At 67.2% G+C, this 26382-nt stretch carries 24 protein-coding genes; 11 read left to right on the top strand and 13 right to left on the bottom strand.

Going from position 1 to position 26382, the window contains the following annotated elements; all coding sequences use genetic code 11:
* Window positions 1–18: 18 nt before the first annotated feature.
* The 3 genes from APM_RS04250 to APM_RS21335 all read right to left on the bottom strand — a co-directional run bounded on the left by APM_RS04250 (window position 19) and on the right by APM_RS21335 (window position 2331).
* The gene (locus APM_RS04250; RefSeq protein ID WP_007422117.1) at window positions 19–1191 is read right to left on the bottom strand and encodes a YeeE/YedE family protein; all 1173 of its coding nucleotides are present in this window, start codon (window positions 1189–1191) and stop codon (window positions 19–21) included.
* A gap of 301 nt (window positions 1192–1492) precedes the next feature.
* Entirely contained in the window at window positions 1493–2194 is a 702-nt protein-coding gene (locus APM_RS23060) for a DUF6969 family protein (protein WP_371259403.1), read from the bottom strand.
* A complete protein-coding gene (locus APM_RS21335; protein WP_035186195.1) occupies window positions 2107–2331 on the bottom strand; it encodes a hypothetical protein in 225 nt (74 codons plus the stop codon). Before APM_RS21335 ends, APM_RS23060 begins: the two co-directional genes overlap by 88 nt.
* Before the next feature lie 349 nt (window positions 2332–2680).
* On the opposite strand from APM_RS21335, the gene mrdA reads away from it, so the two are divergent.
* The 4 genes from mrdA (at window position 2681) to APM_RS04220 (ending at window position 7634) form a co-directional block, all read left to right on the top strand.
* Window positions 2681–4519 carry a penicillin-binding protein 2 gene (mrdA, locus tag APM_RS04235; RefSeq protein WP_007422115.1) on the top strand — a complete coding sequence of 613 codons (1839 nt, stop codon included), beginning with the start codon at window positions 2681–2683 and terminating at the stop codon, window positions 4517–4519.
* A gap of 388 nt (window positions 4520–4907) precedes the next feature.
* A complete protein-coding gene (locus APM_RS04230) occupies window positions 4908–6056 on the top strand; it encodes a patatin-like phospholipase family protein (protein ID WP_013639486.1) in 1149 nt (382 codons plus the stop codon).
* A 17-nt stretch (window positions 6057–6073) separates the two neighbouring features.
* Window positions 6074–6811, top strand: a complete 738-nt coding sequence (locus APM_RS04225) for an acetoacetate decarboxylase (RefSeq protein WP_007422113.1) — start codon at window positions 6074–6076, stop codon at window positions 6809–6811.
* 40 nt (window positions 6812–6851) lie between these two features.
* Window positions 6852–7634 (top strand): 3-hydroxybutyrate dehydrogenase, encoded by a 783-nt coding sequence (locus APM_RS04220; RefSeq protein WP_007422112.1) that lies wholly within the window; start codon window positions 6852–6854, stop codon window positions 7632–7634.
* Window positions 7635–7726: 92 nt separating this feature from the next.
* Here the strand turns inward: APM_RS04220 and APM_RS04215 are convergent, their stop codons facing one another.
* Window positions 7727–8674 carry a GlxA family transcriptional regulator gene (locus tag APM_RS04215; protein WP_007422111.1) on the bottom strand — a complete coding sequence of 316 codons (948 nt, stop codon included), beginning with the start codon at window positions 8672–8674 and terminating at the stop codon, window positions 7727–7729.
* Window positions 8675–8752: 78 nt separating this feature from the next.
* Here APM_RS04215 and APM_RS04210 point away from each other — a divergent pair, with 78 nt between their 5' ends.
* Window positions 8753–9448 (top strand): DJ-1/PfpI family protein, encoded by a 696-nt coding sequence (locus APM_RS04210; protein WP_007422110.1) that lies wholly within the window; start codon window positions 8753–8755, stop codon window positions 9446–9448.
* 397 nt (window positions 9449–9845) lie between these two features.
* Here APM_RS04210 and APM_RS22190 read toward each other — a convergent pair whose 3' ends face one another.
* Together APM_RS22190 and APM_RS04200 are read right to left on the bottom strand one after the other, a co-directional pair.
* Complete coding sequence (locus tag APM_RS22190) at window positions 9846–10172, bottom strand: hypothetical protein (RefSeq protein WP_192826785.1); 327 nt, start codon at window positions 10170–10172, stop codon at window positions 9846–9848.
* 495 nt (window positions 10173–10667) lie between these two features.
* On the bottom strand, window positions 10668–12896 hold the full coding sequence (locus APM_RS04200) for a bifunctional diguanylate cyclase/phosphodiesterase (protein WP_007422108.1): 2229 nt from the start codon (window positions 12894–12896) through the stop codon (window positions 10668–10670).
* Between the two features lie 587 nt (window positions 12897–13483).
* On the opposite strand from APM_RS04200, the gene APM_RS04195 reads away from it, so the two are divergent.
* Entirely contained in the window at window positions 13484–14014 is a 531-nt protein-coding gene (locus APM_RS04195; protein ID WP_007422107.1) for a DUF4142 domain-containing protein, read from the top strand.
* 52 nt (window positions 14015–14066) lie between these two features.
* On the opposite strand, the gene APM_RS04190 is transcribed toward APM_RS04195, so the two are convergent.
* The 5 genes from APM_RS04190 to APM_RS04170 all read right to left on the bottom strand — a co-directional run bounded on the left by APM_RS04190 (window position 14067) and on the right by APM_RS04170 (window position 19757).
* Complete coding sequence (locus tag APM_RS04190; RefSeq protein ID WP_158004988.1) at window positions 14067–15017, bottom strand: transporter; 951 nt, start codon at window positions 15015–15017, stop codon at window positions 14067–14069.
* Between the two features lie 159 nt (window positions 15018–15176).
* The gene (locus tag APM_RS04185) at window positions 15177–16649 is read right to left on the bottom strand and encodes an ATP-binding cassette domain-containing protein (RefSeq protein ID WP_007422105.1); all 1473 of its coding nucleotides are present in this window, start codon (window positions 16647–16649) and stop codon (window positions 15177–15179) included.
* Entirely contained in the window at window positions 16646–17566 is a 921-nt protein-coding gene (locus tag APM_RS04180) for a branched-chain amino acid ABC transporter permease (RefSeq protein WP_007422104.1), read from the bottom strand. The genes APM_RS04185 and APM_RS04180 overlap by 4 nt, the downstream gene beginning before the upstream one ends.
* Window positions 17566–18441, bottom strand: a complete 876-nt coding sequence (locus APM_RS04175; RefSeq protein WP_007422103.1) for a branched-chain amino acid ABC transporter permease — start codon at window positions 18439–18441, stop codon at window positions 17566–17568. Before APM_RS04175 ends, APM_RS04180 begins: the two co-directional genes overlap by 1 nt.
* 77 nt (window positions 18442–18518) lie before the next feature.
* Window positions 18519–19757 (bottom strand): ABC transporter substrate-binding protein, encoded by a 1239-nt coding sequence (locus APM_RS04170; RefSeq protein ID WP_007422102.1) that lies wholly within the window; start codon window positions 19755–19757, stop codon window positions 18519–18521.
* A gap of 416 nt (window positions 19758–20173) precedes the next feature.
* Between APM_RS04170 and APM_RS04165 the strand changes: the two genes are divergently transcribed.
* From APM_RS04165 to paaK, 5 genes are all read left to right on the top strand, one after another.
* Window positions 20174–21487 carry a type II and III secretion system protein family protein gene (locus APM_RS04165; RefSeq protein ID WP_007422101.1) on the top strand — a complete coding sequence of 438 codons (1314 nt, stop codon included), beginning with the start codon at window positions 20174–20176 and terminating at the stop codon, window positions 21485–21487.
* A gap of 5 nt (window positions 21488–21492) precedes the next feature.
* Window positions 21493–21846 carry a hypothetical protein gene (locus APM_RS04160; protein WP_007422100.1) on the top strand — a complete coding sequence of 118 codons (354 nt, stop codon included), beginning with the start codon at window positions 21493–21495 and terminating at the stop codon, window positions 21844–21846.
* Window positions 21843–22640, top strand: a complete 798-nt coding sequence (locus tag APM_RS04155; RefSeq protein ID WP_007422099.1) for a tetratricopeptide repeat protein — start codon at window positions 21843–21845, stop codon at window positions 22638–22640. Before APM_RS04160 ends, APM_RS04155 begins: the two co-directional genes overlap by 4 nt.
* 173 nt (window positions 22641–22813) lie before the next feature.
* The gene (gene paaI / locus APM_RS04150) at window positions 22814–23275 is read left to right on the top strand and encodes a hydroxyphenylacetyl-CoA thioesterase PaaI (protein ID WP_007422098.1); all 462 of its coding nucleotides are present in this window, start codon (window positions 22814–22816) and stop codon (window positions 23273–23275) included.
* A gap of 4 nt (window positions 23276–23279) precedes the next feature.
* Complete coding sequence (gene paaK / locus APM_RS04145) at window positions 23280–24563, top strand: phenylacetate--CoA ligase PaaK (protein ID WP_007422097.1); 1284 nt, start codon at window positions 23280–23282, stop codon at window positions 24561–24563.
* On the opposite strand, the gene APM_RS04140 is transcribed toward paaK, so the two are convergent.
* Window positions 24564–25523: a D-glycerate dehydrogenase gene (locus tag APM_RS04140; RefSeq protein ID WP_007422096.1), complete on the bottom strand. Its 960-nt coding sequence runs from the start codon at window positions 25521–25523 to the stop codon at window positions 24564–24566.
* On the bottom strand, window positions 25520–26382 hold an 863-nt coding region (locus APM_RS04135; protein WP_007422095.1), incomplete at its 5' end, for a nucleotidyltransferase family protein. The genes APM_RS04140 and APM_RS04135, both read right to left, overlap by 4 nt.

Genomic DNA, 26382 nt, shown 5'->3' with positions numbered 1-26382 from the left:
GGCCGCCCGCATGTCCATTCAGTCCGGCAGTCCGAACCGTCTTCTGAGCGCGATGCCCACGGGCGTGCCGAGCAGCGCGAAAACCAGCCACTCCCAGCCGTGCAGGCTGGTCGAGGCGATGCCGCTGAACAGGCTGCCGATATTGCAGCCGAAGGCGAGCCGCGCGCCATAACCCATGGCAAGACCGCCCAGCGCCGCGGAAAGCAACGGCAGCGGCTCGAATTTCGCGGTCAGGCTGAACCGTCCGCCGATCGCGCTTGCAAGCAGCGCACCGAGAACGATGCTGATATTCATCACCGACGTCTCGTCGGCCAGAATGCCGTGGGAAAGCGCCGCGTGCGGGAACGGCCAGCTCCAGAAGCCGTGCGCGGGCGGCACCCAGCCGAGCAGGCTCGCCCCCTTCGCGCCCCAGAGCGTGAACCCCCAGACGATCGACCAGGGATGCCCGGCGATCAGGAGGGTCAACCAGTTCAGCCCGGCCAGCATCAGCGCGGCGAAAGGGAGCGGCCAGGGGCCACGGAACCAGGCACTCCCCTTCGGCAGCCAGGCGCGCATCATCGGCGAGGCCGGCGGCGCGAACCGCCGCAGTATCAGCGCAAGGCCGCCGAGCGCAACGATCTGCAGGGCCGCGCCCGGGCCCCAGCCGATCATGCCACCGAACGAGACCGCGCCAAGCGAAGGCAGGGAAAGCCACCAGGGCAGCTGGAATGTTGCGATGAAGGCTCCCGCGCAAAAGAACAGCAACGCGAGCAACGTGCGCAGATTGCCGCCGCCCGACGCATACAGGCAGCCCGAGGCACAGGCGCCGGACATCTGCATCCCCACCCCGAACAAAAACGAACCGACCGCGACCGGCACGCCCGCTGGCGCGATCGCACCGGCCACGCCGTGGCCGAACACCGCTCCCCGCGCCAGAATGGGGGCGAACAGCACCGTCGCCGCCGCGAGCATGAGAAGATTGGCCATCGCTCCGCTGCCGTCACGGCGCAGGACCAGCGCGCGCCAGCCATAGGCGAAACCGTAGCCGCCGTGGGCCAGCGTCATGCCCATTGCCGCACCGATCAGAACCAGCGCCGGCAGCCTGCCGCCGGTAGCCGGCATGGTCATCGCGAGAAGCCCGACGATGACGACGCTCGCTGCGGCCAGCAGAGCTCGCGGCGGACGCGGCCCGGTCGCGGCAATCTGGCTCATGCCCCACCCCGTGTGACAACCGCCGGCGAGGCGCCATTCCCGGCATTGCGGCCAGCAGCGATCGCGCCGGCCATTCCGAAACCGCCCGCCTTCATCCTTCCTCCTTCGAGGTCCATCTTGCCCGGATTGCGCGCCGGACTCGCCGGCCGCGTGATCGTTCGAATTGAAACTTTCGAGACGATTTTTGTGACCTACCAAAGGCCGGTCAATAGTTCCGGAAAAATGAAAATGGGGATGTCGGCAAGGCCTCCTTGGGCAGAACGATTGTCCTGCAAAACACGGTAGCGGAAATGAATGTTTTCTATGCCGCGGCGAGACGCCGCAGGGCGGCGGCGAGGGAAACCCGCGTCTGGCTCGGTATCCGTAGCCTGCGGTCCTCGAACCGCCGGTCGCCAGGGCCGATCCCCGATCCCATCCGCGCATCCCGGGCGTACAGCAGCGCGACGATGTCCGGTGCAAACAGGACAACGAGATTTTCCAGCCAGCACGCCACATCGCCGGGCGACGCCCCCGCCAGGCGCGGCCGCAAGACGCGTCGTCCGATCGCCGCCGCTGGTTGCCAGGCTTCGTCAGTCACCCAGCGATTGGTTGTGAACAGCCGGATCGGCAGGCCCTGCACGTCAACCGAAATGCCGATCAGATGCGTGAAGCCCATCCCGCCCGCCGGCCCCGGCGTGAAGATGTGGAAATGCCCATGCTCGGCGCGCAACCGCTCACGCACCGCATGGGCATGGTAGAAGAACCGCCAGCCTGACACCGGATCCAACGCCTCTGGCTGCGGATATTGCGCCCATTCGGCGAACCCCTCGGCAGTGCCGGGCAACCGCGCGGGCGCGCTGGTTCCGGCCCGCGCCCAGGCGGCGATCTGGGCTGCCGCGGCGTATCCGGCGCGCGCCCGCCGCCGCGGCGAAACGCCTATTTCTGCGGCGCGCAGGGGTTCTGCGGAGCGCAAGGGTTGCCCGAATTCGTCTGCCCGTTCGTCGCGCCGGATTGCGGCGCGCACGGATTCTGCGGTGCGCAGGGATTGGCCGCGGCGAGAACGATCCCGCTCGCCGCCTTCGCCGCCGTCGCATGCGGCAGCGCCGGCGCGAGCGCGGCGGCCAGGGTGAGCATCGACAGGGCACTGTGCTTCGGCTTCATGACGGGTCTCCTCGGTGAATGCGGGCGGGACGGTGCGGTTCGCCCGCGCCGGGCCTCGGTCAACATAGAGTGACAAGCCGCCGTGCCGTCAAGGACGCCATCTGGCCAGTCGCGCGCCCCCATCCGGGCAACGACCCGGTGGCCAGGACGCAGCGCCGCGGCTTTCCGCCAGAACGACCCCCGCCAAGTCACATGCCCTTGCACGCCGGCCGCCCGGTGCGAAACCCTGCCATGCCACATATGGCGAACCGCCCCGTTTCACGCGGCGGGGAGTCAAAGGCGCGTGAGACCGGCAACGATCATCGAACCGTGTCTTGGCACCGGCCGCGGCGCGAGGCAGACCGCCCGCATGAACGCGCAACGCGACAAGAAGCAGCGTGCCGTCTTCACCCGGCGCGCCATGATCATCGGAGGCAGCCAGGTCGCGCTGTTCTCGGCGCTGACCGCGCGACTCTACGAGATGGAGATCGTCGATCACAGCCGCTACAGCCGGCTCGCCCGCAAGAACGCGGTGAGCGAACGGCTGATCGCGCCGGAACGCGGACTGATCACTGACCGCAACGGCGTCATTCTGGCCGGCAATCGCCAGCAATGGCAGGCCCTGTTCCTGATGACGGCGGCGTCTGACCCTGCCGCCACGATCGCGCGCCTGGAACGGATCGTGTCGCTGTCGCCGGCCGATCGCGCCCGGCTTGCGAAGCTCGCCACCGGGCCGATCCATTTCCTGCCGATCCTCGTCAAGAAGGATCTCGGCTGGGACGAGATGGCCAGACTCGAAGTTCACAGGCCATCGCTGCCCGGCCTCATCATCGATCGCGGCTTCCGGCGATTCTACCCGCTCGGCCCGCTTACCGCCCATCCGGTGGGCTACGTCGTCCGCCCGGACAGCGCCGATGCGGGGCGCGAGCCGGTTCTCGCCCTGCCTGGTGTGCGCGTCGGCGGCAGCGGCATCGAAAAATCGGCCAATGCCGCGCTCTTCGGATCGCCCGGCATCGTCGAGGATGAGGTCGACGCCGGCGGGGCCGTCGTTCGCGTCATCACGCGACGCCCGGCGCGCGAGGGGCACGCCGTCGGTCTCACCCTCGATGCCGGATTGCAGCGCACCGCTGCCGGCGCCCTGAACGGGCGGCCCGGCGCCGCGGTGCTGATCGACACCAGCACAGGCGACCTGCTCGCCATGGCCAGCGCGCCCTCGTTCGACCCGACCTGGTTCGACGACGGTGTGCCCGATCATGTCTGGCGGCGCTGGACCTCGAAGGCGGCGCATCATCCGCTTACTGACCGTGCGACCGGCGGACTCTATGCCCCGGGCTCATCCTTCAAGCCGACCGTCGCCCTCGCCGCACTCGAAGCCGGCGCGATCACCGGCGACACAAGGTTCTTCTGTTCCGGACACATGAAGATCGGCAACCGGATCTTCTATTGCTGGCTCCGCTCCGGCCACGGCTCGATGGACGTCGCTTCGGCCCTGCAGCAGAGCTGCGACATTTTTTTCTACCACGTCGCGATGCGCACCGGAATCGACCGGATGGCCGCGATGGCCCGGCATCTCGGCCTGACGGGCCGCGAAGCGCTCGCCCTGCCGAATGTCGCCGAAGGCTTCATCCCGACGCGCCGATGGGCGAAACAGCGGCAAATCGACTGGACCAAGGGCGATACGGCGGTTCAGGGGATCGGTCAGGGCTACACCGTCCTGACGCCGCTCGCACTCGCCGTGATGGCGGCACGCATCGGCACCGGCCGGGCGGTTCGCCCGCGAATCATCCGGACGGTCGGAGCGGTCGAGCGAACCCATCCGGCGGCAACCACGCTCTCCCTTTCGGATCGTCACCTGGCCCTGGTCCGCCAGGGTATGGCGGAGGTGGTCAACACGCCCCTCGGCACCGCCTGGGGCGCCCGCCTCGCGCTCCGGGGTGCCAGGATGGCCGGCAAGACGGGCACGGCCCAGGTCATCGGGGAAAGCGCCGAGATGGAAGCCGAAAACTACAACGATGCCGAACTGCCGTGGCAGGACCGGCCGAATGCGCTGTTCGTGGGCTACGCGCCGCTCGACAGGCCACGTTTCGCTGCGGCCGTGGTGATCGAGCATGGCACGCTTCTCGGCCCCGTGAAGATCGCCCGGGACCTGTTCGCGGCCGCCCTCTCCCGACGCCGTCTCGCCTATGGCGACGAGTCCAGACCTGCGTGATGCGGATCGCTCCGGGCATCGTATCGTCCCGTTGCCGATCATGACATCAGGATCCGCGGCCGCAGGTTCACGCCCGCTGCTTCAAGATACGGTGATACAACACCGGCTCCGGAACCAGTGCGTTTCTGGATTGTCCTTGCAGTATCGGCAATTTTTCCGATCGGCCGGTCGCCGACGGCCTCTTCTGACGATGACGTGTTATTGACACGTCATCGCGACCTCTACCGCAGCGCACAAAATCAGGGCAGTCAATATCGGCGGGTCGGCATTCGCATGGCGGGTCACCGGTTCCGGATCGATCCTGCCGCGCGGGCTCAACCTGGCCGCACCTCGCCTGTCGCCACCGCCTTGCCGAACCCTGCCAGGCTCCAATGGAAAGGCTTACCCGATGTCGGTCACGAACAAGCGGAGATCCCGACAGCCCTCCGCCGCCACCCCGGCTTGCGCCACGGGGTTGCGGAACGTCCTTCTGTTGCAGGGCGGCGGCGCGCTCGGTGCCTACCAAGCCGGCGCCTACGAGGCACTCGCGGAGCACGCCTACGACCCCGACTGGATCATCGGCGTCTCGATCGGCGCGATCAATGCAAGCCTGATCGTCGGCAATCCGCCGGAGCGCCGCCTCGAACGGCTTCGCGAATTCTGGAAGCGCGTCACGACCCCACGGCCTGGTTTCATTCCTCCCGCCCTGTCCCTACACGTCGCCGCCGAGAAGAAGCTCGGCGCGCTCAACGCGGTCCTGTTCGGCCAACCCGGCTTTTTCCGCCCCCGCCATCCGGTCGACTTCATTACGGAAAACCCGCTCAGCTTCTACGATACGGCCCACCTGCGCCAGACTCTCGAAGAACTCGTCGATTTCGACCTGATCAATAGCGGCACCACGCGGCTTGCCGTTGGCGCCGTGCAGATTCGTACAGGCAACATGATCTATTTCGACAATGCCGAGTGCCGGATCACGCCGCAGCACATCATGGCCAGCGGCGCCCTGCCGCCCGGCTTCCCGCCGGTCGAAATCGATGGAGAAGCCTATTGGGACGGCGGGCTCGTCTCGAACACTCCGCTCGAATACATGATGCGCTGCGAACCGCGCGAGAATAGCCTGGTCTTCCAGGTGGACCTGTTTCCGGCCCGTGGGCCGATGCCGAAAACGCTCGATGGCGTCGCCGAACGCGAGAAGGACATCCGCTATTCAAGCCGCACGCGCTATGGCACCGACGCGGAGAAACGCCGCCAGGACCTGCGCCGCCGGGTCTGCGCCTTCCTTGAAAAGCTGCCGCCCGAGTTGCGCGACGATCCGATCGCGAAGCATCTCCAAGAATTTTCCTGCCCGGCACAGATCGATGTCGTACACTTGATCTACCGCCCCGAGCATCCGCAGGGCGCCGACAAGGACGTGCAGTTCGACCGTACCACCGCCACGGAACGATGGCGCCACGGTCACGAAGATGCCTCGCGCGCGCTGGTCGCGGCACCGTGGCGCGAACCACACCCGCACGAACTCGGCATGCGGACCTTCGACATCGCCAAAACCGAATCTTGACGAGGAGCATTGCCACGATGGATGCAGCAACGATCAGGGAAACCGCCTTTGCGATGCCGCTGACGAGCCCGGGCTTTCCGAAAGGACCCTATCGCTTCGTCAATCGCGAATACATGATCATCACCTACCGCACCGATCGCGCGGCGCTCGAGAAGATCGTCCCCGAACCGCTCGAACTCGCCGATGACGTGGTGAAATACGAATTCATCCGCATGCCCGACAGCACCGGCTTCGGCGACTACACGGAGTCTGGCCAGGTGATACCGGTTCGCTACAAGGGCAAACCTGGGGTCTATGTCCATTCGATGTTCCTGAACGACCATCCGCCGATCGCCGGCGGACGGGAGATCTGGGGCTTTCCGAAGAAACTCGCGCGCCCGGTCCTGGAAGTCGAAATCGACACGCTGGTTGGCACGCTCGATTACGGCCGAATCCGGGTGGCCACCGGCACGATGGGCTACAAGCACCATACGCTCGATCACGATCCGGTTCTCTCCTCGATGCATGAGCCGAACTTCCTGCTCAAGATCATCCCGCATGTCGACGGTTCGCCACGCATCTGCGAACTGGTGCGCTATCACATGAGCGACATCGTCCTGAAAGGTGCCTGGACCGGTCCCGCCGCGCTCGCGCTCTATCCGCACGCCCTCGCCCCGGTCGCCGATCTGCCGGTTCGCGAAGTCGTCGCCGCCTCCCACATCCTCGCGGACATGACGCTCGATCTCGGCGAGGTCGTCCACGACTATCTTGCCTGATCGACCCTCCGGATTCCCCTCAAGAGAAAAGGATTTTCCCATGGCCCGTTTCGACGGCAAGGTCGGCATCATCACCGGCGCCGCCAGCGGCATCGGCCGCGCCATCGCTGAACAGTTCGCCAGAGAAGGCGGCCACGCCGTGATCGCCGATCTCGATCTCGACGCCGCACGCAAGACGGCAAGCGCCATCGCGACCTTCGGGCCGGCGCCGCTGGCGGTTTCGATGGACGTCACCGACGAGCAACAGGTGGAGGACGGCGTTGCCGCCGCCGCTGAAAGGTTCGGCCGGATCGATGTGCTGGTGAGCAATGCCGGCATCCAGATCGTCAGGCCGCTTGCCAAGTTTCCCTTTTCCGACTGGAAGAAGCTGCTCTCGATACATCTCGACGGCGCATTCCTGACGACGCGCGCCTGCCTGAAATACATGTATGCGCAGAAAAGCGGCTCGGTCGTCTATATCGGGTCGGTGCATTCAAAGGAGGCGTCGAAGCTGAAAGCGCCCTATGTCACCGCGAAGCATGGGCTGATCGGCCTCTGCAAGGTTCTCGCCAAGGAGGGCGCGGAACATAATGTCCGCGCCAATGTCGTCTGCCCCGGCTTCGTGCGGACGCCGCTGGTCGAAAAGCAGATCCCGGAACAGGCAAAGGAACTCGGCATCAGCGAGGATGACGTCGTGCGCAATGTCATGCTGAAAGACACCGTGGACGGCGAATTCACAACCGTGGAAGACGTCGCCGCCGCGGTGCTCCATTTCGCCGGATTCCCGAGCAATGCCCTGACCGGCCAGTCGATGGTCGTCAGCCATGGCTGGTTCATGCAGTAGCCGCATCCGGTCAACGCGCGGGAGTCCGACCTCCCGCGCTCGGCTCCTTGCCCGTTGCCGATACGGGAAACAGCCGGCGTGACCCGTCGCCGTCATTGCGCTTGCGCGCTGCGGCGCAAGGCCTGCGGCGGCTGGCCGAAGGCGCGCAGGAACGCCCGCCGCATGCGTTCCGGGTCGTGAAACCCGACCATCCCGGCAATCGCCTCGATGGGCATGCTGGAATGTTCGACCCGCTCGCGCGCGGTCTCCAGCCGCAGGCGCTCCACCGCCCTCGCCGGACTCATGCCGACCGACCGGCTGAATGCCCGCGAGAAATGCCGTGGACTCATCGCGGCCCGTTCGGCCAGCACCTCGACGGTCAGACGCGCGTCCAGATGGTCGCGCATCCAGCCGAGCAGCCCGGCGAAGCGTCCGTCTCCTCCACCCATCTCGATCAGCGCCGAAAACTGCGACTGCCCGCCCGGCCGGCGATAATAGACCACCATCTCCTGCGCCACGCGCCGCGCCACCGCCTCGCCCAGGTCCCCGGCGATCAGCGCCAGCGACAGATCGATGCCGGCGGTAATCCCCGCCGAGGTCCATATCGCCCCGTCACGGATGTGAATGGCATCCGGCTCGACCAGGAGGCGCGGAAACAGCCGCGCCAGTTCCTCCGTCCGTCGCCAATGCGTCGTCACCCGCCGCCCGTCCAGAACGCCCGCCGCCGCCAGCAGGAAAGCACCCGAACAGACGCTGCACAGCCGCCTCGCTCCCCGCGCCTGCGCCACGACGAAGGCACGGATCTCGGGACACTCCATTGCCCGCCGGCAGCCTCTGCCGCCCGTCACGATCAGAGTGTCCAGCGCACCGGCCGCACTGGCGGGTTCGCTGCCCAGCACGGCGCCGGACGATGAGCGGACGGGGCCGCCAGATGCGGAGAGGATCGCCAGCCGATACACGTCCGCCTGATGCCGCGCGGCGATCTCGAACGCCGTGATCGGCCCCGAGGCGTCGAGGATCTGGAAGTCCTGATAGATCAGGATGCCGATATGCCGGGCCATGGCCTGAAATGAGGGATCATGGTCATTTCGTCAATCGTGCCGTCATGGGACACTCGGTCGCATCATCGGAGATACCCCATGTCCCCACCGCCATTTCGTATCCTCTTCGCCGTCTATCCGGGCATGACCCAGCTCGATTTCACGGGTCCGCACCAGTTCTTCATCCGCGCGCCGGGATGCGAGGTCATCGTCGCCAGTCGCGATGGCGGCGATGTGCCGAGCGACGGCCTCGTCTTCGCCCGCACCGCCCGCCTTGCGGACGTTCCCGGCTGTGACCTTCTCTGCGTGCCGGGCGGCACAAACGCGCTCGACGCGGCGCTGGACGACGGCTTTATCTCCGAACTCCGCCGACTTGCCGCCGATGCACGCTACATCACCTCGGTCTGCACCGGTTCGCTGATCCTCGGCGCCGCCGGGCTGTTGCGGGGGCGGCGCGCCGCGTGCCACTGGGCGTGGCGAGACCTGCTGAAGCCGTTCGGCGCAATTCCGGATGACGGCCGCGTGGTGCGCGATGGCAACGTCATCACCGGCGGCGGTGTGACCGCGGGAATTGATTTCGCGCTCGTGGTCCTCGCCGAGATTGCCGGTCCGCAGGTGGCGCAAACCCTCCAGCTGGGCTTCGAATACGCTCCCGCCCCACCCTTCGAGGCTGGGCGCCCGGAACACGCGCCGCCTGACATCCTCGCGGTCTGCCGGCAGGGTCTCGCTCGGCTGGCTGCGACCCGCGAGGCCCAAACCCGCGAAGCAGCATCTCGTCTCGCCACGCAACACTGAATCCGCTGAGGGTGTGAAGCTGTCGATCCTGATGACAACACCAGGCTAGCGGTGGCGCGTTGAACCAGGCCGAGAGACCGCGCAGGCAAGCGGCCTCCCGGCGGGGTTCGTGACCGTAGCCGGTCTGGTGCATCAACTGATGGAGACGCGCAACTCTACCGACTGGCCCATCACGTCCTCTCCTTGAGATGAACGGCGACAGCTTCCGATTGAGCCAATACCGGGTTCGCTCCGGCGGGCGGAAAGAAGGCCCCGGATCGCTCCGGGGCACACACAGTTGTCGCGAGTGGGCTTGGCTTGCAGAAAACGCGGTAGTCTCGCGCGAGTTCATCATGCCGCCGCCCGGCTCTGCCGCCAGTGGAGACCGCATGTCCTCCCGGACAGACGTTGCGCAGGCCTATCGGCCTCCGCCCCCACCAGCGCCACCACCGCCGGCACCGCCGCCGCCCGCGCCGCTTCCCGACCCGTGGCCGCCCGCTGCGGGGCCTCGGCCAACGCCGATCTGGTCGTGCGTCATGTCGCGGTCGCGGTCACGGTCGAGATCGCGGTCCTGATCGGGATCCTGCAGTTTGTCCTGATCGCGCAGCCGGTCCTGATCCTGGTCCTGCGCCCGGGCCGTGCGGCTGAGGGCAACCAGGCCGGCAGCCAGGCCAGCCAGCCCGGCGGCGCCGGCGACGACGCGCCGGCGGGACATGATTTCCGATGAGTCGATACGTAAGGCCATTGTCTTGCTCCACGCCAAGAAGGTTGCCGCTTATTGCGTGTGTGGAGGCTAGGCAGACCGCATGTGCCGGGCGTTGCGCTGGATCAAGCAGAGAGTCGGGAGAAAGGACAGGGCGGGGCGGCACGTTCAACCGTTCGTACGATCGCCTTCCAACCGGGATCAGACGGTCTTTCGGCATGGAATAAGGGCCAGGTTGTTTGGGGGATCGGCAACGAATCGGGCTCTTGGGGACGCTGGCTCCACAATGGCCCCCATGGACGATATGGGGGCGGAGCCGGGATGTGGTGATGGCGAGGATTACGAAGATTTGGCGGGCATATTTTGGTCAGCGGAAGTCGATCAGGTCATCCGCAGGATCGTCCGGACAGGCGCAAGGCAGCGCGCGATCACTTTCTCAAACCGATCAGGCAGTATCGGAAATTCTGTATATGGGTGGCAGTTGACAGAGGAGCAGATAGGCAACCTTCCGCGCGTGTCGCGAAGTGCCGCTTGACATCAGGCGGTACGGCCCTGCGGTGCGGGCATATCGTTCGCCGGCGCGTCGTCGGCCTCGACGAGTCTGTCGATTTCGGGGGCAGGCCGCGCCTTCGAGAAGATGAAGCCCTGGAGATCGTCGCAGCCGATCCGCGCGAGGCCCTCGCGCTGTTCCAGTGTCTCGACGCCCTCGGCGGTGACGCGCAGCCCCCGGGCGTGGGCGAGCTCGATGATCGCCCGGACAATGACCTCGTCGCTGTCCTGGTCGCCGAAGCCGTGGATAAAGCTGCGGTCGATCTTGACGCGGTCGACCCGGAGCTGCTGGAGGCGGGCAAGCGAAGAGAAACCGGTGCCGAAGTCGTCGATGGCGATGCGGACCCCCATTGCCCGGAGCGATGCGAGGTTCTCGGCTGCGGTGCCGATCTGGCCGTTGGCGGCGGTTTCGGTGATCTCGATCTCGAGGCGCTGCGGCGGCAGGCCGGTGACGCGCAGGATGGCGGCGACCCGCTCGGCATAGCCGGGATTGGCGAGTTCGGGGCCGGAGGCGTTCACCGCGATGGTGCGGTTCGGCCAGTTGACCGCGGCAGTGCAGGCCTCGCGGAGCACGCGCTCGCCCATCATCTCGATCAGGCCGGCTTCCTCGGCGATGGGGATGAACAGGTCGGGCGAGATCCAGCCGAGCGCGGGGTGGCGCCAGCGCAGCAGCGCCTCGAACCCGGTAATGGTATGGCCGGCGGCGGCGTGAATGGGCTGGTAATATGGCACGATCTCGCCGCTTTCCTGCAGGGCAGCGCGCAGGTCGGCCTCGATTTCGCGGCGAAGGCGGAGCGCGTCGTCCATGACCGGGTCAAAGAACGCAAAGCGGCCGCGCCCGGTGGATTTGGCACTGTAGAGGGCGATGTCGGCCTTGCGGAGCAGGTCAATACGGTCCGTGCCATGATCCGGTGCGAGAGCGACGCCGATGCTCAGCCCGACGAACACACGGTTGCCATCAAGATCGAAGGGGACGCGGACGGACTCGACGATGCGCGCGCAGAGCTTCTCCACATCCTCGCGCCCGGCAACGCCAGCGAGCATGACGGTGAATTCGTCGCCGCCGACGCGGGCGACCATGTCCTCCTCGCGGACCAGGGCGCGGAGGCGCGCGCCAAATTCGCGGATCAGCGTGTCGCCGGCGGGATGGCCCAGCGTGTCGTTCACCTGCTTGAAGCGGTCGAGATCGAGAAAGAGCAGCGCGATCGAGGTCCCGGACAGCGCGGCGAGGGCGGCATCGGCGCTCTCGTTGAAGAAGGTGCGATTGGGCAGGCCCGTCAGCGGATCGTGAAACGCGAGGTGATGGATCCGCACCTCGCTCGCCTGCAGCCGGAGCGAGCGGCTGCGGACGACGGCGAGGAAGCCGGCGACGGTGAGCAGCGCCAGGGCGAGCAGCCCGCCGAGGATCGGCATCGCCCGCGACAGCACCGCCGTGCCGGGGCGGTAGGGGCGCCAGATGAAATAGCCGATCCGCTTGCCGGCATTGTCGTCGACCGGGTAGGCGGCGGCGCCAAGGCCGTGCGCCGGAGTCCAGGCGAAATGCAGGCCATTGAAAAGATAGTCGCGCGTCAGCCGGCGGGCGAAGGAGCCGTCGAGGAAGCGGACGGCGACGTGCAGATATTCAGTGCCGGGCGCCTGCCGGATCTTGCCGGTATCCGAGACGATGGGCTTGACGCTGATGACCGCGGGATGGCCGCTGACAACCGCAAGATCGGCAATGCCGGGCGAGAGGAACTTGCCGCCCTGCCCCGTAGCATGGCCATCGCGCATGTCATGCCGCAGGGCGTGGACGAGCGGCGCGACCTGTCCGCGGATCGCGTCATAGGCGGCGGGGGACGTCATCCTCCCATTGGCGAACGCGTAGATCGGACGGTTTTCGGGGTTCAGCACATAGGCGCCGTCGAACCCGAAGTAACTGTGCATCCAGGTGCCGAGATTGTCGTCGATCCAGTGCGTGTCGTCGGCGCGGACCTTCTCCACCGCAGTGTCCCACACCGTCGAGCTTTCCTGGTCGTGCGCAACCTGCGAGCGCAGCTGCGAGACGACGAGGGCGACCAGCCTTTCCTGCCGCTGGAAGGAGACGCGGTCGGACTGATGGGCCGCCCAGGCGAGGAGCAGGAAGGCAAGCCCGCCGGCCGCCAGGGTCAGCAGCAGCGCCGGAACGGCGCGCGTCAGCACGAAGGCGAGGCTCGTTCGATTGTCCTTCCGTTGCAACACGACTGTCTCCGTCCATCGGACCCAGTGTGATCACATGAACGGGAATCGTTAATACTTAATGTAATTTTAGACTCATTACGTAGTATGAATGCATGCCGAAAAAAAACGGCCCCGGATGCTTCCGGGACCGTTCTGGGAGGGGAGCCTCGAACGTCTCTGCATGTCTCAAGGCCCAACGTATGTAACAGAAGAGACGCTGCACACGGGTGACGCGAGCATGTCATTTACGTCAGGTTTGCATCCCTGTTCCTCAACGCATCGCGAGAACGTAACAGGAACGGGTTAACAAATCCACTCCGCTCCGCGATCATGTGTGGAACACATGAAAATCGGGCAATTTTACCGCCATTCCGCCACAAGGAAATGGCCCCGGAGCGCACCGGGGCCAGGAGGGAAAATGGGAGGAGAGTGTCTCGCCGGAAACAGTCGCGGGAGCCGGCGCCGTCAATATTACAACCATAGCGAGCATATTGCGTCGACGCAACAATAAAATGGCGGCGGACCGGATGCGATGAATCAATGACGGTCGCGAGTCGGCGTGCCAGCGTTATTCTGCAAACGCACGGCTTTCTCATGGAGACAAGATCATGAACCCTGTATTCCGATATGCCGCCCTGGCCGCGATGCTGGCCCTCGCCGGCTGCTCGAGCACGGCACGCGCTCCCGAAAGCGCCGCCCTCGGGCCGGCGGATCTCGCTTTCATCACGAGTGCGTATCAGCTCGTGCAGTTCGACATCGACGCCTGCTCCTTCGTCCGCAAGGGGCCGATCGAGCCTGCGGCGATGCCCGCGGTGGACAAGGTCTGCGCCGATGCAGCGACCTACAAGCCGCAGCTGCGCGCCCTTGCGGCCCAGGAGGGCGTGACGCTGCCGAACACGCTGCCCTTTGACCTCAAGGAAAAGCTCGTCTCGCTCAGCTATCATCCCGAGCCGAACCTGACCGTCGAGTTCCTGCGCGACGAGATCAGCAGCCATGAGAGCGCTATCGCGGTGTTCCAGGGCGAACTGCGCGAGGGACGCAACGCGGCCTTCCGGCAGAAGGCGCAGGAGGCGCTGCCGGTGCTGGAGCGCAACCTCGCCATGCTGCGCGCCGCCCTGCCCACCGGCACCGCGGAATGAGAAAAGCCCGGGCCTGAGGCCCGGGCTTCCCGCCATTCCGAAGGGGGTGAGGTCAGAAGACCTTGCCGACCTGGACCTGGAAGAAGATGTCGTTCTTGGCGCCGCCGCGGGCCTGAACGTCGGTCGCGAGCTGGGCTTGGGCGAAGATCGTCGGCGAGAGGAACGAGCCGGCGATGACGCCGATGCGGGTGAAGTTGTTGCGGCTACCGGTATCGAACGTCCCCAGCGGATTGACTTCGGATATCTTGCCGCCGAAGGTTTTCTCGAAGCTGAGGCCGACATAGGCGTCGGTCTGCGGGTGGAAGTAATAGGGCGCGTAGACGATGAACTGCGCAGCCGGGTCGGTCTTGAGGTGGACGCCGGTCTGAACGTTGGTATTGCCGTAGAAATACCCGTCGGCCCAGACCTCTAGATCAAGCCGCTTGCCCTTGGCCTGACCGAAGACCTTGTGCATGTAGCCGATTTCGAAATTGTTCACCCAGTTGTTGGTGCTCGCGTTGAGCGCGATGCTGGGGTTGTAGGAGCCCGAGGGCGGGCTGAGGAAGTAGGCCAGCACCACGGTTTCATCCTGGCTCGGATGATTGACCGGGTAGAGGAATGCGGAAAGTTGCGGCTCGGCGAAGCCGCTCTGGTGCGACACACTGCCGCCGCCGACCTCCTGGTTGCCGAGGAAGGAGACATAGGGGGCGATGACCTGAACGCCCCAAGGCATGCCGTCGATCGGGCTAAACGTGTGGACGAAGCGCAGCACCGGCACGTCGGTCTGGATGTGGGTGTTGCCGAGCTTGGTGCCGTTCGCCGTGTAGAATGTGCTCGCCGAAGCGAACTGGTTGTAGAGGAAGGCGACGCTGACATTGGGTGGCGGCGCGGGACCGTCATAGGGCAGCGGACCGCCGGCGCGGGCCGGCTGCATCATCGACGAGACGGCAAGCGCCACGCCGAAGGCCGCACCAGCGGCAACGCCCGCGGACCTCGTGACTTTTCCTGAAAAGTATTCGAACATTTGGACTGTCTCCTGTTGTTGTTGAGTTATTCTTTTCTGAATATTCATGCCCCCGGCCCATCGGCCCGGCAATGTCCTGTCATTCGACAAGATGGCGAGATTGTAATTTTTCCCTTTTTTGTGTCCATTTTGCCACATAAGACGCTGAATATTCGGTTTTTATAGATAACCCGTACCCGCTTCAGCCGCGAAACGGGTCGGCGTGCCGTCCCAGATGATGCGGCCATGCTCGATCACATAGATGCGGTCGGCATGCGGCAGGGCGAAGGTGACGTTCTGCTCGCCGAGGAGAACCGTAATGTCGGTCGTCTCGCGCAGGCGGGACAGTGCCTCGGAGAGCTGGCCGAGGATCACCGGAGCGAGGCCGAGAGTCGGCTCGTCGAGGACGAGCAGGCGCGGCTTGAGCATCAGCGAGCGGGCGATGGCGAGCATCTGCTGCTCGCCGCCGGAAAGGGTGCGCGCCTCCTGGGTGCCGCGCACGCGCAGGATGGGAAACAACTCGTGCAACCAGTCGAGCCGGGACGAGCGCTCACCGGGTGGCAGACGCTGGCCGGCGAGTTCGAGATTCTCGGCGACCGACAGGCGGCCGAACAGCTCGCGGGTTTCCGGGCACTGGACGATTCCGGCGCGGGCAATTTCCGCCGCCGATTCGCGGCCGCGCGTCGCGCCATCCCAGCTGATCGCGCCGCGGAACGGGACGAGGCCGGAAATCGCGTTGAACAGCGAGGTCTTGCCGGCGCCGTTGAGGCCGACGATGGAGACGAACTCACCCTCGTGAACGGTGAGGGAGACATTCTCCAGCGCCTGCGCCTTGCCGTAGAAGACGCTGACATCCTTGACCTGGAGCAGCACCTTGTGGGCGGCGATCTCGGCCTCGGGGCGTTCGTGGGTCTCGATGCCGCCGCCGAGATAGACGCGGCGGACGGTTTCATCCCGCATCACCTGCTCGGAGGAGCCCTCGGCGATCTTCTCGCCGAGATAGAGGGCGAGCACGCGGTCCGCTAAAGAGGCGATGCTCTTGACGTTGTGGTCGACCAGCATGACGGCGCGGCCCTGGTCGCGGAAGCGGCGGATCAGGGCGGAGAAATCGTGCACCTCGGTGCTGGTCAGGCCGGCGAAGGGTTCGTCGACCAGGACCACGCGGGGGTCGCGCGCGATGGCCTTGGCGAGTTCCATCCGCCGCAGATCGGCGAAGGGAAGCGTCGCCGGCAGGCGGTCGAGCACGTCGCCGAGACCGCATTCCTCGCCGATGCGCCGCGCCGTATCGATCGCGCCGGGCGGTGGGCGGAGGCGGCTGAGACTGTCGGGCAGCAGGCCGAGCAGGATATTTTCCAGCACGGTTTGCAGCCTCAGCGGGCGGGAGTGCTGGAAAACGATGCCGACCCCGGCGCGGGCGATGTCGTAGGTCGGGCGGCCGGCGATGTCCTCGCCGTCGAGCAGGATCTGCCCGGCGGTGGGGCGGACCACGCCCATGATCATCTGCATGACCGTGGACTTGCCCGAGCCGTTCGGCCCGATCAGGCCGAGGATCTCGCCGGGATAGAGGTTGAAGTCGAGCGACTTGACGGCGATCAGGCCGCCGAAGCGCTTGTGCAGCCCGCTGACGGCAAGGCGCGGGGTGGTGGAATTCATGCGCCCCTCCGGTGCGGCAGCAAGCCAAGCAGACCGTCCGGGAACAGCACGATCACCACCAGCGCGATCAGCGCGACGACGAAGGTGGAGAGCTGGCCGATCGGGCGGAGCAGTTCGCCGGCGACGATGAGGAAGACCGAGCCGATGGCGCCGCCGATGATGGTGCGGCGGCCGCCGAGCACGGCGGCGATGATCACGCGCACGCCGATCGAGATGTCGACCACGGCGCTGACCGAGGCGGTGCCGAGATAGAAGACGAGGAAGGCGCCGGCGAGGCCGGAGAACAGCGCGGAGACGGCGAAGGCGAGGATCTTGTGGCGGGTGGCGTTGAAGCCGAGCGCGGCCGCGGCCACCTGATCCTGCCCTGCGGCCTGCAGGATCATGCCCAGCGAGGAGCGGGAGATGAGGAACAGGATCAGGCCGCTGACCAGCATGAAGGCGAGCGCGTATTCGTAGTTCACGGCGCTGCTGATCGAGAGCACGTCCGGCACCGAGAGGCCGATCTCGCCGCCGGTGACGCCGGCGAAGATGACGATGGCCTGTTGCAGGAGCAGCACCGAGACCAGGGTGATCAGGCCGAGATAGGGGCCGGAAAGACGCAGCGCCGGGATGGCCAGGGCAACGCCGCCGGCCACCGCGACGATCGCGCCGACGACGACCGCGAGCGGCACCGGCAGGCCGAGCAGCGCGTTGGACATGCCCGCGCCATAGGCGCCGAGGCCGATCAGGAAGGTCGGGCCGAAATTGACCTCGCCGGCATAGCCGAACAGCAGGTCCCACGACATCGCGAAGACGGCGAAGTAGAAGGCGGTGGTCAGCACGCCGAGGATGTAGCCGTTGGCGCCGAGCGGAAAGAGCGCCAGCACGATGAGGAAGACCGCGAGCGCCACCAGGCGGGATTTCGGAATCGTCGACATCAGCGCCGTCCCAGCAGCCCTTGCGGCCGCATGTAGATCACCACGACGAGAAGGATGAGCGCCGGCACCTCGCGCAGCGAGGGCGAGACCAGATAGGCCGTCAGGGTTTCGATGTAGCCGACGATATAGGCGGCGATCAGTGTGCCGGAGACCGAGCCGAGGCCGCCCAGCACCACGATGGTGAAGGCACTGCCTGTCAGGCCCGGCACATAGCCCGAGCCCGAGCCGAGGAAGCTGCCGAGCAGCACGCCGGCGATACCCGCGAGGAGGCCGTAGATCACCCAGACGAAGAGATAGATCTGGTCGAGTTCGAAGCCGAGCAGGGTGAGCGCGCGCGGGTTGATCGAGGCGGCGAGCAGGCGGCGCCCGATCCGCGTGCGGTTCACCAGCAGCCACAGCGCGCCCATCACCGCCCAGGCAACGGCGGCGATGAAGATCTCGTTGATCGGGGTGCGCACGCCGAGGATGGACACCGTGCCGGCGATCAGCGGCTGCACCGTGATCGGGCTGTTGGTGAAGGCGTAGGACAGCGCCTCCTGGATCATCACACCCCAGAGCAGCGTCGCCGTCAGCACGAAGAGTTCGCGCTCGTGCGCGGGGACGGCGCGCGAATTTTCGATCGGGCGGACGATGCCGCCGTAAGTGACCAGCGCCGCGACAAGGCAGACGGCAAGTCCGGCGGCGGCGCCGACATAGGGGCCAAGGCCGATCGAGGTGCCGACATACCAGGCGATCATCGCGGCGATGACCATCAGGCCGCCATGCGCGAGGTTGAGGACGCCGGAGACGCCGAAGATAAGCGTGAAGCCCAGCGCGCCGAGCGCGTAGAGCGTGCTGATCGCGAAGCCGTCGATCAGGATCTGAATCGCGAGCAAGTCCTACCCTCCCAGGTCAGGCGAAATCGTGCGGGACTCCCGCCGGCGCGGATGCGGCCGGCGGGAGCGCGGGATGGTCAGGACTTCGGCGGCAGCTTGACGAAGCTCGGGAAGACGACCTTCGCATTCGCCAGCTTGAGCGGCCAGACGCATTTCTGCTGACCGTCCTGCCACTGGATGGCGACGCCGGTGACATAGTCCGGCCCATATTTCAGGGCGTGGGCGAACTTGCTCTTGGCGCCCTGGAAGGCGATGCGGCCCTGGGTACCGACCATGTTGGTCTTCTCGAGGGCGTGCACGATGGCAAGCGCCTTGGTCGATTTCGCGCGCTTCAGCGCGTCGGCGAGCGCATAGACGGCATCATAGGTCGAATACGCGGAGTAGGCCGGGGAATAGCCGAACTTCTTCTGGTAGGCGTCGGTGAACGGCAGGGTCTTCGGCGTGATGGCGACGCCGGGGGCCGAGGTGCTGCCGGTGATGACACCTTCGGTCGCGCCGTTGGTTGCTTTCCAGAACACCGAGGAGCCGGCCTGGGCGTTGATTCCGGCGAGCGCGATGGGCACCTTCTGCTGCGCCCACTGCACCGTCGGCTGCACGCCGACATGGGCCCAGCCGGCGATGATCACGTTGGGGTTGAGCTTCTCGATCTTCTGGTAGATCGGGGTGAAATCGGACGTGTTCGGCGCGAAGCGGATATTGTCGAGCACCTTGACGCCGATCTTGGGCAGGCACGCATCGTAGCCGGCGTCGAGCGGCTTGGTCCAGGCGGCGTCCTCGCTCATGACCACGGCCGTCTTCATGTGGAACTGGTCGACCAGCGTGTCTTTCGTCGCATCGCAGACGGCCTGGGCGAGATAGGCCGCCGGCATGTAGGCATGGAAGATGTACTGGTGCGCCTTGAAATCCTTGTGGACGTATTCAGACAGCTCGTTGGCGGCGGCGCCTGTGATCAGATAGGGCTCGTGCAGCCGTGCGGCCCAGGGTTCGAGCGCCAGCGCCACCTCGCTGACGAAGGTGCCGACGATGGCGACCGCATGGTCCTGCCGGACCATGCGCTGGAAGGAGCGGATCGCGTCGGTCGTCGAGAGGTGGTCGTCCTCGATCACGAGCTTGAGCGGACGGCCATTGATGCCGCCGGCCGCGTTGATCTGCTCGGCGGCGAGCACGGCACCATTGGCGATGGCCTTGCCGGGAATGGTGCCGATTTCCGAGGTGATGCCAACGACGATCGGACTGGCGGCCTGAGCCGCCGGTGCCGCGACCGCCACGGCCGCGCCAGCGATGACCGCGGCGAGCGCTGCTTTCTTTCCGGACATTCTAGTCTCCCCTTGTTGTAGACGGTTTTCAATTTAGTTGACGCGATCATGCCATAGGTTGCCCAATCGGCAAGGGGGTATCGCACACAGGAACGTGGTTTTCGGTTTTCGCCGTGCGAAATGCGCAATGGCAACCATTCGTTAAGGCAACTTCTCTAGAGTCCGTGAATGGCGGGTCCCTTGACCCGGCTCCGGCGCCAGGCGGCGCCGGCCCCATTTGAGGACAGATCGCCTTGGCCCTTCGACTGGACAGATGCTTCCGTCCCGCGCGGCGAGACCCGGCATGAGACGGACCGGCACCGCGCCGACGCAGAGCGGCACTCCCTCCCCCTCGCCGGCTTATTCCGGCGCTTCTGGCCGCGGCGTTCGGCGCCGCGCTGGTTCCCGCCGCCGCCTCGCCGGCGCGACACGCCACAATGCGGCCGGCCGAAGCTGCGCGGGCCCAGGGCCTCACGATCGAGCAGGGTAGCGGCAGGCTCATCACCCTCAAAGGGTCGGCGGCAAATGTCTTCGTGGCCGATCCCGGCGTCGTCGCCGTGCGGCCGGCAAGCGCGCACACGCTCTTCGTGTTCGGCACGGCGCCCGGCTTCACCACCGTCGCGGTGACCGACGCGCAGGGCCACGCCGTTGCCACACTGCATGTCGCGGTGACGCCGAAGACCTATCCGGCCGCGGCCATCCGCGCCGGCGCCACGCGGTCGGCGCCCGGCGCCAGGCTCTCGATTTCGAGTGCCGCCAACGGCGTCGTCGTGCGCGGCAACGTGCCGACGCCGGTGCAGGATTACCAGATCATGCAGCAGGCGCACCTGATCGCCGGCACGGGCGCCAAAGTGGTCAACCAGACCGAGGTGCGGCTGCCCCAGCAGGTGGCGCTCAAGGTGCGGATCGCGCAGATGTCGCGCACCATCGCCCAGCAGCTCGGCATCAACTGGCAGAGCGCCGGCAACGGCATCTCGGTGGGCAAGTTCCTGTTCGGCTTCAGCGCGCTCGACGTGCTGAACGGCTCGAGCCCGGCGACGCCGGCGGCGGGCAGCTACAATGCGGGGCTTTCGGTGGGCGGCGGCGCGATCGACAGCGTGCTGGACGCGCTGAACAGCGACAATCTCGCGCATATCCTGGCGGAGCCGACACTGACGGCGCTGTCGGGGCAGAGCGCCAGCTTCATCGACGGCGGGTCCTTCCCGGTGCCGGTGCCGGGGCAGAACGGCCAGGTGACGGTGCAGTACAAGAAATTCGGCGTGCAGCTGAAGTTCCGGCCGGTGGTGCTCGACAATGGCAGCATCATCCTGCATGTCCAGCCGACGGTAAGCTCGCCGACGACACAGAACGCCTTCCAGATCGCGGTGGCCGGCACGTCCATCGTGGTACCGTCGCTGTCGACGCAATCGGCCTCGACGACGGTGGTGATCGGCAGCGGGCAAACGCTCGCCATCGCCGGGCTGCTGAGCAACAGCAGCAACCAGACCGACAAGTCGGTGCCCGGCCTCGGCGACATGCCGGTACTCGGCGCCGCCTTCCGCGACGACAACTACAACCGCCAGGAACAGGAACTCGTGATCCTGGTGACGCCCTACCTCGTCAAGCCCGTGAACAACGCCGGACAGCTGATGACGCCGGACGAGGGCTGGTCTCCCCCCAACCAGATCCAGCGGATCGTCCTGCATCGTGACAGCGGCGGCGCCCGCCGCGAGATCGTCCTGCCCGGCCAGGCCGGCTTCATCCTGCGGTGAGCCCCATGCGCAAGTCACGTCTGATCGTTCTCGTCACCCTGGCGGGCGCGGCCGCCCTGCTGGCCGGCTGCGCCAGCAACGACCCGTTCGCGCAGCCGGGCAATTGGCACGAGAACGACGCGCCGATGCACAATATCGCCGTCGAACTGGTCAATCCGCACGACCTGGTTGGCGGGCATGGCGACGCCAGCTTCACCGGCCCGATCGCCGAGACGGCGGTAGGCAAGGCGCTGAAATCATCATCCTCATCATCCACGTCCGGCGCGGCGGGTAGCGCAGGCGGCGGCGGTACCTCGCTCGGCGGCGCGGGCGGCGGCCTGGCCGCGTCGTCCGGCGGAATGGGAGGGAGCGGACAATGAGCGCCACGGGGAACCGCACCCGGCAGATGCGGGCGGCGGTGCTCGCCCTCGCCGCGGCATCGCTCGCCGGCTGCGCGGCGCCGCAAAGAATGGGTGCGAACGAACCGACGCTCGGCGCCAACACGCTGAACGTTGCCAGAACGGCGCTTGCGGGCAACCGGCCGGATCTCGCCCTGCATGTCGCCAACGCGGTGCTGAAGGTTGATCCTGGCAATGACGAGGCGCGGCTGGTGCATGGCGACGCCGCCTATCTGCTCGGCGACTGCCGGACGGCGTCGGCCGATTACCGGGCGGTGCTGAAGGCCGCGCCACACACGGCGGGAGCGGAGATCGGCCTCGGGCGCTGTGCGCTCCGCACGAATGGTCGGGGCGCGGTTGCTGCGTTCCGGCAGGCGGCGGGCGACGATCCGCACAACGCCGTCGCCTTCAATGATCTCGGCGTCGCCCTTGCCAAGCGGGGCGCGTTCGGCGCCGCGGTTCCGGCATTCCGCAAGGCGCTGGCGCTCCGCCCGTCGTTCGCGGCGGCGCGTGCCAATCTGGGGCTTGCGACCGCGCTCGAAGGACAGCCTGGCGCCGGCGCGGCGATCATCGCGCCGCTCGCGCAGGGGGCGCAGGCCTCGGCGCCGGAACGCGCGAATTACGCCGCTGCGCTGGCGATGGCCGGGGATGAAGCCTCGGCGCAACGCGTGCTGAGCGCAGACATGCCGGCGGCCGAGGCTCGCGACATGGTGGCACAGCTGGCGCGGATCACGACCGTGCCGCATGCCGGTCAACCGCCGCACGCGGCCAACTAACGTGCCGGGCGCCGGCTCGTTGCCGGACGGCGCGGCTATTGTGCAACCGATGATGGCGGAGTGAGGCCTCACACGCGGCTGGCGCAGCAGCGGTGGTTGCGCGATCCGGCTTTTGCGGCACACTCGGGGCAAGCGCCGTGCAACGGCGCGTCCGAGGAGGAACGCACGCCGCCATGACGGAGGAACATCAGCCGCCCCCACCCGAGTCCGCGGACAACATTGCCCGCCATGTCGGCCAGGCGATGTTCGAGGTGGACCGGGCGACGCGGTCGCTCGGCATCGAGCTCGACGAGATCGGGCCCGGTTTCGCGACACTCTCGCTGCGTCTCGGCGCGGCAATGGCCAACGGGCACGGCACCGCGCATGGCGGGCTGATCTTCACCCTGGCCGATTCGGCCTTCGCCTTCGCCTGCAACTCACATGGCGAGCGGGCGGTGGCGGCGCATTGCTCGATCACCTTCCTCGCACCGGCGCGGCCGGGGGAGCGGCTCATCGCCACCGCGCGGGAGGTGGCGCGGCGCGGGCGGAACGGGATCTACGATGTTTCGGTCAGCAACGATGATGGAATCGTCGCGGCGTTCCGCGGACAGTCGCGCACGATCGGCGGCTCGTGGCTCGATGACAACGGAGGGTAGCGGGATGGAGCGGGACGTCGAATTCGCCTCGCGTGACGAGGTTGTCGCGCTGCAGACGAGGCGGCTGAGGGAGGCGCTGCGCCATGCCTATGAGCGCGTGCCATTCTATCGCTCGGCGTTCGACGCGGCGGGGGTGCGACCGGAGGATTTGCAGCGGCCGGAGGATCTGGCGCGGTTTCCGTTCACGGTGAAGGACGATCTGCGGCAGACCTATCCGTTCGGCATGTTCGCGGTGCCGCGCGGCGAGGTGTTGCGGCTGCACGCCTCGTCCGGGACGACGGGACGGCCGATCGTGGTGGGCTATACGCGGGCGGATCTCGATGTCTGGGCCGGGCTGGTCGCGCGGTCGATCCGGGCGGCGGGCGGACGGGCGGGCATGATGGTGCATGTCGCCTACGGCTATGGGCTGTTCACCGGCGGGCTCGGCGCGCATGCGGGCGCGGAGCGGCTCGGCTGCACGGTGGTGCCGGCCTCGGGCGGGATGACCGAGCGGCAGGTGCAGTTGATCGCGGATTTCGGGCCCGAGATCATCATGGTGACGCCGAGCTACGCGCTCGCGATCCTCGACGAGTTCCGCCGCCAGGGGCGCGATCCGCGGGCGACAGCACTGCAATACGGAATTTTCGGCGCGGAACCCTGGACCAATGCGATGCGCGCCGAGATCGAATCGGCGTTCGGCATCGAGGCGACCGATATCTACGGGCTTTCGGAGCTGATGGGGCCGGGGGTGGCGCAGGAATGCGTCGAGACCAAGGACGGGCTGCATCTCTGGGAGGACCATTTCTACCCCGAGATCATCGATCCGGCGACCGGCGCGGTGCTGCCGGATGGGGAGACCGGCGAGCTGGTGCTGACTGCGCTGAGCCACGAGGCGATGCCGATCATCCGCTACCGGACACGCGACCTCACGCGGCTGCTGCCTGGTACGGCGCGGCCGGGGATGCGGCGGATGGAGAAGATCGGCGGGCGGGCGGACGACATGATCATTCTCCGCGGCGTGAACCTGTTTCCGAGCCAGATCGAGGAATTGCTGCTCGCCAACGAATGGGGCAGCGGGCATTTCGTGATCGAGCTGACGCGGCCGCAGCGGCTGGACGAGATGACGGTGCGGGCCGAGTGCCGCCCCGAGCACTGGGACGGCGCCGGACTCGCCGGCGAGGCCGCCGCCTTTGCGCATCACATCAAGGCGACGATCGGCGTCACAGCGCATGTGGTCATCGAACCGCCTGGGACTCTCGAGCGGTCGGTCGGCAAGGCAAAGCGGGTGCGCGACCTGCGGCCGAAATGATCAGGCGACGAGGTTGGCGGGGCTCCGCCCTGCCAGCACCTCCTCGATCCCGTCGAGCGCCAGCATGCCCATCGCAGTGCGGGTCTCGCGCGTGGCGCTGCCGAGATGGGGCAGCAGGACGACATTCTCGAGACCGAGATAGACCTCGGGCACGGCGGGTTCGGCGGGAAAGACGTCGAGCCCGGCGGCGCCAAGATGGCCGCTGGCGAGTGCAGCGGCGAGGGCTTCATCGTCGATCGTGGTGCCGCGGCCGGTATTGACGACGATGGCGCCCGGCTTGAGGCGGGCGATGCGCGCGGCGTTCAGCCAGCGCAGCGTCGCGGCGCCGCCGGGCAGGTGGATCGACAGGACGTCCGCCCCGGCGAGGAAGTCGGCCTCGTCGGCGATGAAGGCGGCGCCGCCCTCCTGCTCAGGCGGCAGGCGGCGGCGGTTGTGATAGACGACGCACATCGACAGGCCCTGCGCCATCCGCGCCAGCGCCTGGCCGATGCGGCCCATGCCGAGGATGCCGAGCGTCTTGCCCTGGAGGCTGGTGCCGAGGAGGTAGGTGGGTGTCCAGCCCGGCCAGGCGCGGGCGCGGACGATGCGCTCGCCCTCGCCGGCGCGGCGGGCGGCGGCTAGCATCAGCGTAAGGGCAAGCTCGGCGGTGGCGAAGGAGAGCACGTCCGGCGTGTTGACCACGGCGAGGCCGCGCGATTTCGCGGCGTCGAGATCGATATGGTCGGTGCCGACGGAGAAGGTGGCGAGGACGCGCAGGGTGGCGGGGATGCGGGCGATGGCCGCTGCGTCGAGCCGGTCGGCCGGGGTGATCAGGGCGGCGGCGGCGCCATCGAGCGCGGCGAGGAAGGCGGCGGCGTCGAAAGCGCCGTCCTGCGCCAGGAAGCGGGCGGCGAAGCCCTCGGCGGCGCGAGCCTCGACCGGTGCGGGCAGCACGCGGGAGATGATCAGTCCTGGTTTCATGGGCGGTCCTTGAGTTCGGCCAGCGCGTCCCGCGTGTCAAAATCGCGCAGGACGGCATCGTCGGGCATTTCGACCTCGGCGATCCGGTCGACATGGCGGGCGAGGATGTGGCGCGCGCCGGCATCGCCGGTGAGGGCGGCGATTTCGGGGAAGAAGCTCCGGTCCCAGAGGATCGGGTTGCCCCGGCGGCCGCGATGGGTGGGGACAACGATGGCGCGGCCCTCGTCGGGGTCGTAGGCGGCGATCATCCGGTCGATCGCGGCTGCATCGACCAGTGGCATGTCGCCAAGGCAGATCAGCGCCGCCGCCGTGTCCGCCGGCAAGGCATTGATGCCGGCGGCGAGGCTCGCGGCCATGCCGGAGGCGAAGGCGGCGGCGTGGACGAAGCGGACCGGGCGGCCGGTCAGCGCCTCGCGCACCGCATCGTCCTGATGGCCGGTGACGACGAGGACGAGGGCGGCGCGGGCGGCGAGCGCGTGATCGACCGTCGCGGCGACGAGGGCGCGGCCATCCTGCAGGCGGGCGAGGAGCTTGTTCTGTGGGGCGGCGCGCGAGGAACGTCCGGCGGCCAGCACGATGACGGCGATTTTCGGCGCGGTGCGGCGAGTGGCGCGCGGCACGCGGGGTTCGGGGCGGGGGGCGAAATCCTTGAGCAAGCCGCCAATGCCCATCGAGGCGATCAGCGCGTCATCAAGGGGTTCGCCGGCGAAGACGCGGTCGAGCACGAAGTCGATGCCGTTGAGCCTGGGGCTGCGGGCGCAGCCGGGCAGGACGATGGCGGGCACCGCGCCGATGCGGCCGAAGCAGAGCAGGTTGCCGGGATCGACCGGCATGCCGAAGCGGTCGATCCGGCCGCCGG

Source organism: Acidiphilium sp. PM (assembly GCF_000219295.1).
Lineage (GTDB): Bacteria > Pseudomonadota > Alphaproteobacteria > Acetobacterales > Acetobacteraceae > Acidiphilium > Acidiphilium multivorum.
Note: the sequence above shows the minus strand (reverse complement) of the source record. Positions and strands in the feature narration are given on the sequence as shown.